Source organism: Clostridium senegalense JC122 (genome assembly GCF_000285575.1).
GTDB classification, from domain to species: Bacteria; Bacillota; Clostridia; order Clostridiales; family Clostridiaceae; genus Clostridium_J; species Clostridium_J senegalense.
Genome location: NZ_HE611053.1, coordinates 37,140 through 44,774 on the forward strand (window position 1 = coordinate 37,140; position 7,635 = coordinate 44,774).

Genomic DNA, 7,635 nt, shown 5'->3' on the forward strand with positions numbered 1-7,635 from the left:
TATCTTCATAAAATAAAGACCAGCTCTTTAAATTTAGTTGCCATAAATAAAAAAGTTAGCCAGTCCCTGAAATAGTTAATAGTTAAGAAGTAAGAGTTAAAAGTTGGGGCTGAAACTGGATTAAATCCAGTTTCTTTTTAATTTAATAGAGTAAAATCTAAATTTAGGATATAAAATTAAGCTAAGATTATTATTTAAATATAGCACCGTAACAAGAAGGACAGGCGTACCAAAGTATATTTTCCGCAAGTTATTTTGTGAGTGAAATCAATGGTTTAGCAATAAAACTTATAGAAATTGAAGCCGGTCCTAAAAAAGTAGCATAGCTACGTAGATGTTTGGGACCAACTTTAAGTAGTATTGAAGAGAAGCTAGAATCATCAAAAGCATTTACCAAAAAGTATAATAAAATAGACTATATCGCGTCTGTCCCTCTTGTAATGGAGGTAGAACTTTGAATAGTTGATTGTTTATGATTTTTATCTAGTTGAAGGTTAAAACTTATTCATAAAACTGGATTAAATCCAGTTTCTTTTTAATTTAATAGAGTAAAATCTAATTTTAAGATATATATAAATAATAATACTAAGATTGTATTCAAAGTACTCAGCCGTAACAAGAAGGACAGGTTCACTTAGGTTGTACAACCATAAAAATTTCTGTACTCAATAAAATAGGCTAGATAAAGTAAAGTAACGAGCAAAGAACCAGTACTTGAGCTACAAAGTAGCGTATTTGTTAGGGACTGGCTTTGAGCTATTATGTTAGTAATGTAAAATTAGGAGAGTATCAAATGGTAGCGAAGAAAACAAACTTATCGTGCCTGTCCCATTTATGATGGAGCCAATGCTATAATTTGCTAGTTGCTAAGGAGTTTAGATAAAACTATGATAGGGACTAACTTTGAGCAATTTAGAAGAGAATCTAAAATCAACAAAAGTATCAAGTCTAAAGTATAGTAAAGTATCCAATTACGCGTCTGTCACTCTTGTTATGGAGTAAAAATTTTGGTGAATTGTTTTCTTGGATTTTTAGACAGCTATGGAGGAAACTGGACTACCAGTTTCTTTGAATTTAAGGGAGTAAAATTTCAGTTTAAGATATAAAACTAAACAAAAGCTATATCCAAAGTCTACAGCCGTAACAAGAAGGACAGGCGTACCAAAGCATGTTTTCCATAAGTTATTTTTTTAGTGAAATCGAAGGATTATCAATAAAACCTAAATTAATCAAAGCCAGTCCTAAAATAGCAGCTTTGCTGCGTAGATGTTCGGGACCGACTTCGAGTAATATTGGAGAGAAACTAAAATCAATAGAAGTATCAATCCTAAAGTTTATAAATAATGTTGAAAAAGATAAAGTTTTGTAAAACAAAAAACATTACTCTACAATATAATATGTAATGATTAGAATTATATATTATATAAAAATAGTTTTGAAAGTTAATTTATTAACAAATTAATATAATAAATTAAAAACCTCATTATTTTTTATAATAATATCATTATTAAAAAAATATTATAAAAAAGTATTGACGTTGACGTTACGTCATGAGTTAATATATAATTGTATAATGTTACTAAATATAAATTATTATCTTGTATTAAAAAGAGAAATTGAAAGGATTTATGCTAAATGAAAGATAATTTAAAAGAACAATTTACTGTAGGTGAGTTTGCTAAAAAAGCAGGTGTAACTTTAAGAACTTTAAGGTATTATGATAAAATTGATCTTTTAAAACCTTCTTCATACAATGAAGCTGGTCATAGATTATATAGCAAAGAAGATTTTCCTAAGTTACAAAAGATATTAACTTTAAAGTTTATTGGATTATCATTAGATGAGATAAAAGATATTATGACAGAAGATTTAAAGGATAATGATTTTAAAAAGTCTCTAAAAAATACAAAAGAAAATAATTAAAGAAAAGATAAACCACGAGTTTAATGTAATTCAAGCAATTGATGAAACATTAAATATGATAGAAGAAGATAAAAATTTAAATTGGAACAAGTTTATAAACATAATAAGCTTAATAAATAAGGATAATAAGTGGATGAAGCAATATAAAGATGCTTCAAACTTAAAAGCTAGAATAAACATTCATGAAAAATTTAGTATTAACGAAGAAGGTTGGATGGAATGGTTCTTTAAAGAACTACCATTAAAGGAAAATTGTAAGGTTCTAGAACTTGGCTGCGGTGATGGTAGCTTATGGGCTAAAAATTATAATAAAATACCTAAAGGTTGGGAAATTTATATAACGGATTTTTCAGAAGGTATGCTTAAAGATGCTAAGTCCAATTTAAAAGGAAAACTTAAAAGATTTCATTTTAATGTTGAAGATGCTGAAAATATTTCCTATGAAGATAAAACTTTTGATATAGTTATAGCAAACCATATGCTATATCATTTAAATGATATAGAAAAGGCTTTAGGAGAAATAAAAAGAGTTCTTAAAAAAGATGGATATATATTTGCATCTACTGTCGGAAAGAGTCATATGATGGAAATGAGAGATTTTCTATCAAAGGTTGATGAAGAAATATTAGAAGTTGAAAGTTTTAATTTGACTAATAAATTTCAAATTGAAAATGGATATGATATTCTATCAAAGGTTTTTAAAGATGTAGAAAGCAAAAGATATATGGATAATCTTAAGATAACAGAAGAAAAGGCACTAATTGATTATATAATTTCTATGGAAAGTGATATAGTCAAAAGACTTAATGAAAATAAACTTATAGAATTAGAAAAAATACTTGAAAAAGAAAAAGAAGAAAAAGGATATATTTATATAACTAAAGATACAGGATATTTTAAAGGAAGAAAATAAAGATTTTAAATAGTATTAAAAACTTTTTAAATAGATAAAATAATAAATAAAAGGAGCGATTTTAAAATGAGTAAAAAAATACCATTTTCACCACCAGATATTACAGAAAAAGAAATAGAAAATGTAGTTGAGGTTTTAAAATCAGGATGGATTACATCTGGTCCTAAAGTTTTAGAATTTGAAGAAAAAATGAAAACTTATTGTGAGTCTGAAAATGCAGTAGCATTAGGTAGTGCAACTGCTGGTATGGAGCTTATACTAAAAGTTTTTGATATAAAAGAAGGCGATGAAGTAATAACAACTCCATATACTTACACAGCAAGTGCAAGTGTTATTCTACATAGAGGAATAAAACCAAAATTTGTAGATGTTGCAAAAGACAGTTTTATAATGGATTTAGATAAATTAGAAAAAGCTATAACTGAAAAAACAAAAGCGATAATAACTGTAGATTTTGCAGGAGTTCCTGTAGATTATGATAAAGTAAGAGCTATACTTAAAAAATTAAATAGAGAAGATATATTACTTATAGCAGATTCTGCCCATTCTTTTGGTGCTTCATATAAAGGAAAAAAAGTTGGAACACAATATGATTTTCACGTATTTTCATTCCATGCAGTTAAAAATTTAACTACATCTGAAGGTGGTGGAGTAACTTTCAATAACAACCACTTACATGGAAAAGAAGATATATTCCGTGAGTTAAAATATACTTCATTACACGGACAAACAAAAGATGCATTATCTAAAATGAAAGCTGGAGCTTGGAAATATGACATAGTAACTGATGGATTCAAGTGCAATATGTCTGATTTACATGCTGCAATAGGTGTTGTTCAATTAGATAGATATGAAGGCATGTTAGAGAAAAGAAGACAAATATTTGATATTTATAATAAAGCCTTAGAAGGCAAAGACTGGGCTATAATTCCATTTTCTAAAAATGAAGAAATGGAAACATCATATCATTTATATCCTTTAAGATTAAAAGGATTTGAAGAGGATGATAGAAATAAAGTGATAGAAGAATTAGCTAAAAAAGACATAGCAACTAATGTTCACTTTACACCACTTCCAATGTTTACGCTATATAAGCAATTAGGATATAAAATAGAAGATTATCCAAATGCATATAATCAATATAAAAATGAAATAACACTTCCAGTGTATTCAACACTAGAATTAGAAGATGCAAAATATGTAGTAGAAGAACTTATCAAGGCAGTAGAATCAGTAAAATAAAATAAATATTTTTTATAAAAAAGGAGAGATATTAGTGAAAGTAGGATTTTATACTTCAAAAAGAGAATATGATGAAAAGATGGAAGAATTTAATGAAGCTATACTAAATTCAATAAGAAACGGAGTTCAAACTCTAGGTGATGATGTAAAAGCTTTTGAAAAAGAAATACAAGAATATACAGCTGCACAGCATGCTATTGGGGTAGCTTCAGGAACAGATGCATTAGTTATGGCATCAGATATATTAAATTATAAAGATGGAAATGAAATAATAACTTCACCATTTACTTTCTTAGCATCAACATCATGCTTAGCAAAACACAAAGGAAAACCAGTATTTGTAGATATAGATGAAGAAACATTTAATATAGATACTACAAAAATTGAAGAAGCAATAACAGATAAAACAGTTGGAATTCTTCCAATACACTTATTCTGCCAAATGGCTAATATGGATGATATAATGGATATAGCTAAAAAACACAATTTATCTGTATTAGAAGATGCAGCAGAAGCTTTCGGAATGCAATGGAAAGGAAAAGGAGACACTTATAGACATGCAGGAACTATAGGTGATATGGGAATATATTCTTTCTTCCCTACAAAAACATTAGGAGCTTATGGTGATGGTGGATTAATCACTACAAATAATGATGAACTTGCTGATTTAACAAAAATGCTTAGAGTACACGGTGCAAAAGAGAAATATCATTATGAGTATATAGGATATAACTCAAGACTTGATAACATTCAAGCAGCTGTACTACGTATAAAATTAAAATATATTAATGATTCAATTGAAAAGAGAAACAAAATACACGATTTATATGTTGAAAGATTAAAAGAGATACCTGAAATAACTTTACCAAAAGTTAAAGGTGATCAAAAACCTGTTTATTATGTATTTAATATAACATGTGATAAGAGAGATGAATTAAATCAATATTTAAAGGATAATGGAATAGGAACAAGTATATACTATCCAATACCATTACACCTTCAAAACTGCTTTAGCTATTTAGGATACAAAAAAGGAGATTTCCCAGTAGCTGAAAGAGTATCAGAAAGAATACTAGCACTTCCAATCTATCCAGAATTAAAAGAAGAAGAAGTAGAATATGTTTGTGAAAAAATAAGAGAATTCTATAGAAAATAATAATTTTAAAATTAAGAAATAAAACTGCCTCAAAATAGACTATGAATCTATTTTGGGGCAGTTTTTTTATGGGTTTAGACCTTCTGATTAATTAATGTTAATTTTGAAAGAATATATTGTTGACAAGGAAACAAAAATAATATAATATTATTTCCAAGGAAACAAAAAAACACAAATCTTGTTTGAAAAATCAATAAAGAGGTGATTAAAATGAATGATATAATTATAAATAAATTTAAAGAGATATATGAGAAAGAAGAATTGTTAGGTAAGCTAGTTTTTAAAGGAGAATATGAAAACTACGGAATTTCAGAAATACACTGCATAGATTTAATAGGTAAAATAGAAAATCCTAATGTTACTAAAATAGCTAAAGGTATGAATATGACAAGAGGGGCAATAAGCAAGATTAGTAAAAAGCTTATAAATGCTAAGCTGATAGAAACATATAAAAAACCTAATAATGATAAAGAAATATATTTTAAATTAACAGACTTAGGTAAAAAATTATATAAACATCATGAGACAAAGCATAAAGAATGGGAAGAACGAAATGATGTGTTTTTTAAAAATGTATCAGAAAAAGAACAAGAAGTTGTAGCTAATTTCTTAATAAAGTTTAATAACTATTTAGAAGAAATAATAAAATCAAAGGGAGATATATAATATGAATTTACATTTAAAAGAATTTAATATTCCAGATAAAATACTAAAATGGGGTGATTCACAACCAGCACATCAAAGACAGCATATAGGAACACATATAGATTGCTATAATCTAACAAATATAGAATTGCCATCAGAAATAGAGACGCAAATAATAGATGTTAGAAATATAGAAGTTATAGATATTAACGTACTAGATAGTATATCTATTAAAGAAAACTCTTTTATAATTTTCAGAACAGGATATTTAGAAAAGTATGGATACGGAAGTGAAGAATATTTTAATTCTGATACAAGGCCATATTTAACTAATAAAATTGTAGATAAATTATTAGATTATAATGTAAAATTAATAGGAATTGATTTAGGCGGAATACAACATGGAAAGGACCATGTTGTAATAGATAAATATGTTGAAAATAATGGTGCTTATGTTGTTGAAAATATATGTAATTTAGATAAGGTTGGTTTAGAATTTAAAGCAAATTTAAATTGGATTCAACTTGAAGGGGCTACAGCAATACAGGTCGAAATAGAAACTATATAAACTAATTACTTAGAAAATTTATACCCATTTCTGAAGATATTAGTATTATTTTATATAGATAGTGAAGAAGTTAATAAAATAAAACCTTAAATAAGATTGAATAGTAAAATAGGGGATAAGTATTATCATTATCAGCTATTTAAATTTAAGAATACCTATATCTGTTGGATATAGGTATTTTAAATATATTTAAAATTCAATTTATATAAAAAACAAAAATGATAAGTAAGATTCTTTAATTTCTACAGTCTCATAATTTATTCTAAGCAAGATTTTATATAATCAACGGATACATCCATTCTGATAGCAGTTTCTTCAATTGATAGACCACTATTTAAAAATCTTTTGACAACCATTGTAATATTTTCTCCTACTTCAATAATATGTTTATCAGGATCATAAAAACGAATAACACGCTGTCCCCAAGAATGTTCTACAATAGTATGAACATAGTTAATACCTTCAATGCTATTTATTTTTTGAATAAAGCCATTAAAATCATCCTCTTCAAAATATAACTCTGCTACATTTCCACCAAAAAAAAATTCACTATTTTGTTTGTGAATAAAATTCGACCAAGTATCTTTTGTTTGTAATGCAATCCCACCTGTTAAAGTTACATTTGCACCAAAATCAACAACAACTTCTAAACCAAGCACTTCATAGTAAAATTGTTTTGACTTTTCCATATCCGAAACAACTATCATTGGATTTAAAAATCTCATTATATTTCTCCTTGTTTTAAATTTATTTTATAAAAAATACGGTTAGCATTATTAGTGAGTAATAATAAACACAACTATTAATTAAAATAAGTTATCAACTATTAGTATGATGTTAACCTTAAATTTCCTCATTTGATAAATGCACAATTTAAAAATTCATCTTATAATCCCATAGTGCAATCATTTCCTAATTATAACATTAAGTTTTGCGCAATTAAATAAATATTCAATTTATTCTCTAAAAATTGATATTTTTATGAGTGTGAACTATATTATATTGAACTGATACATATAGTTACTGGTAACATAATTAATAATATTCATTTATAAAATTAGTGTGACAATCTTAGTAGAAATTTTAATAGTTTTAGAATTAAAATATATTTATTAAAAAACTTGATTACAATCACATTTTTATTTTTTGTTTTATATATAATTTAGTCATAAACACAGAGTAAAAGTT

At 26.5% G+C, this 7,635-nt stretch carries 6 protein-coding genes and 1 pseudogene; 6 read left to right on the plus strand and 1 reads right to left on the minus strand.

Translation table 11 applies throughout. The features are described from left to right. Nucleotides 1-1,168 precede the first annotated feature (1,168 nt). The 6 genes and pseudogenes from CSGHG_RS14210 to CSGHG_RS14235 all read left to right on the plus strand — a co-directional run bounded on the left by CSGHG_RS14210 (nt 1,169) and on the right by CSGHG_RS14235 (nt 6,447). Nucleotides 1,169-1,369 carry a hypothetical protein gene (locus CSGHG_RS14210; RefSeq protein WP_010296647.1) on the plus strand — a complete coding sequence of 67 codons (201 nt, stop codon included), beginning with the start codon at nt 1,169-1,171 and terminating at the stop codon, nt 1,367-1,369. A 266-nt stretch (nt 1,370-1,635) separates the two neighbouring features. After that, nucleotides 1,636-2,836, plus strand: a pseudogene (locus CSGHG_RS20965) (MerR family transcriptional regulator). A gap of 66 nt (nt 2,837-2,902) precedes the next feature. Continuing rightward, on the plus strand, nt 2,903-4,078 hold the full coding sequence (locus tag CSGHG_RS14220) for a DegT/DnrJ/EryC1/StrS family aminotransferase (RefSeq protein WP_010296650.1): 1,176 nt from the start codon (nt 2,903-2,905) through the stop codon (nt 4,076-4,078). Between the two features lie 34 nt (nt 4,079-4,112). Continuing rightward, nucleotides 4,113-5,234, plus strand: a complete 1,122-nt coding sequence (locus CSGHG_RS14225) for a DegT/DnrJ/EryC1/StrS family aminotransferase (RefSeq protein WP_010296651.1) — start codon at nt 4,113-4,115, stop codon at nt 5,232-5,234. Nucleotides 5,235-5,444: 210 nt separating this feature from the next. Next, entirely contained in the window at nt 5,445-5,900 is a 456-nt protein-coding gene (locus CSGHG_RS14230) for a MarR family transcriptional regulator (protein ID WP_010296659.1), read from the plus strand. 1 nt (nt 5,901) lies between these two features. Next, a complete protein-coding gene (locus CSGHG_RS14235) occupies nt 5,902-6,447 on the plus strand; it encodes a cyclase family protein (protein ID WP_010296660.1) in 546 nt (181 codons plus the stop codon). A 257-nt stretch (nt 6,448-6,704) separates the two neighbouring features. Here CSGHG_RS14235 and CSGHG_RS14240 read toward each other — a convergent pair whose 3' ends face one another. Next, on the minus strand, nt 6,705-7,172 hold the full coding sequence (locus tag CSGHG_RS14240; RefSeq protein ID WP_010296662.1) for a VOC family protein: 468 nt from the start codon (nt 7,170-7,172) through the stop codon (nt 6,705-6,707). Nucleotides 7,173-7,635 lie beyond the last annotated feature (463 nt).

Bases quoted from the DNA above. Each gene is read 5' to 3' on its own strand.
- CSGHG_RS14235 (WP_010296660.1), top strand. From the start codon at position 5,902: ATGAATTTACATTTAAAAGAATTTAATATTCCAGATAAAATACTAAAA.
- CSGHG_RS14220 (WP_010296650.1), top strand. From the start codon at position 2,903: ATGAGTAAAAAAATACCATTTTCACCACCAGATATTACAGAAAAAGAA.
- CSGHG_RS14230 (WP_010296659.1), top strand. From the start codon at position 5,445: ATGAATGATATAATTATAAATAAATTTAAAGAGATATATGAGAAAGAA.
- CSGHG_RS14210 (WP_010296647.1), top strand. From the start codon at position 1,169: ATGTTTTCCATAAGTTATTTTTTTAGTGAAATCGAAGGATTATCAATA.
- CSGHG_RS14240 (WP_010296662.1), bottom strand. From the start codon at position 7,172: ATGAGATTTTTAAATCCAATGATAGTTGTTTCGGATATGGAAAAGTCA.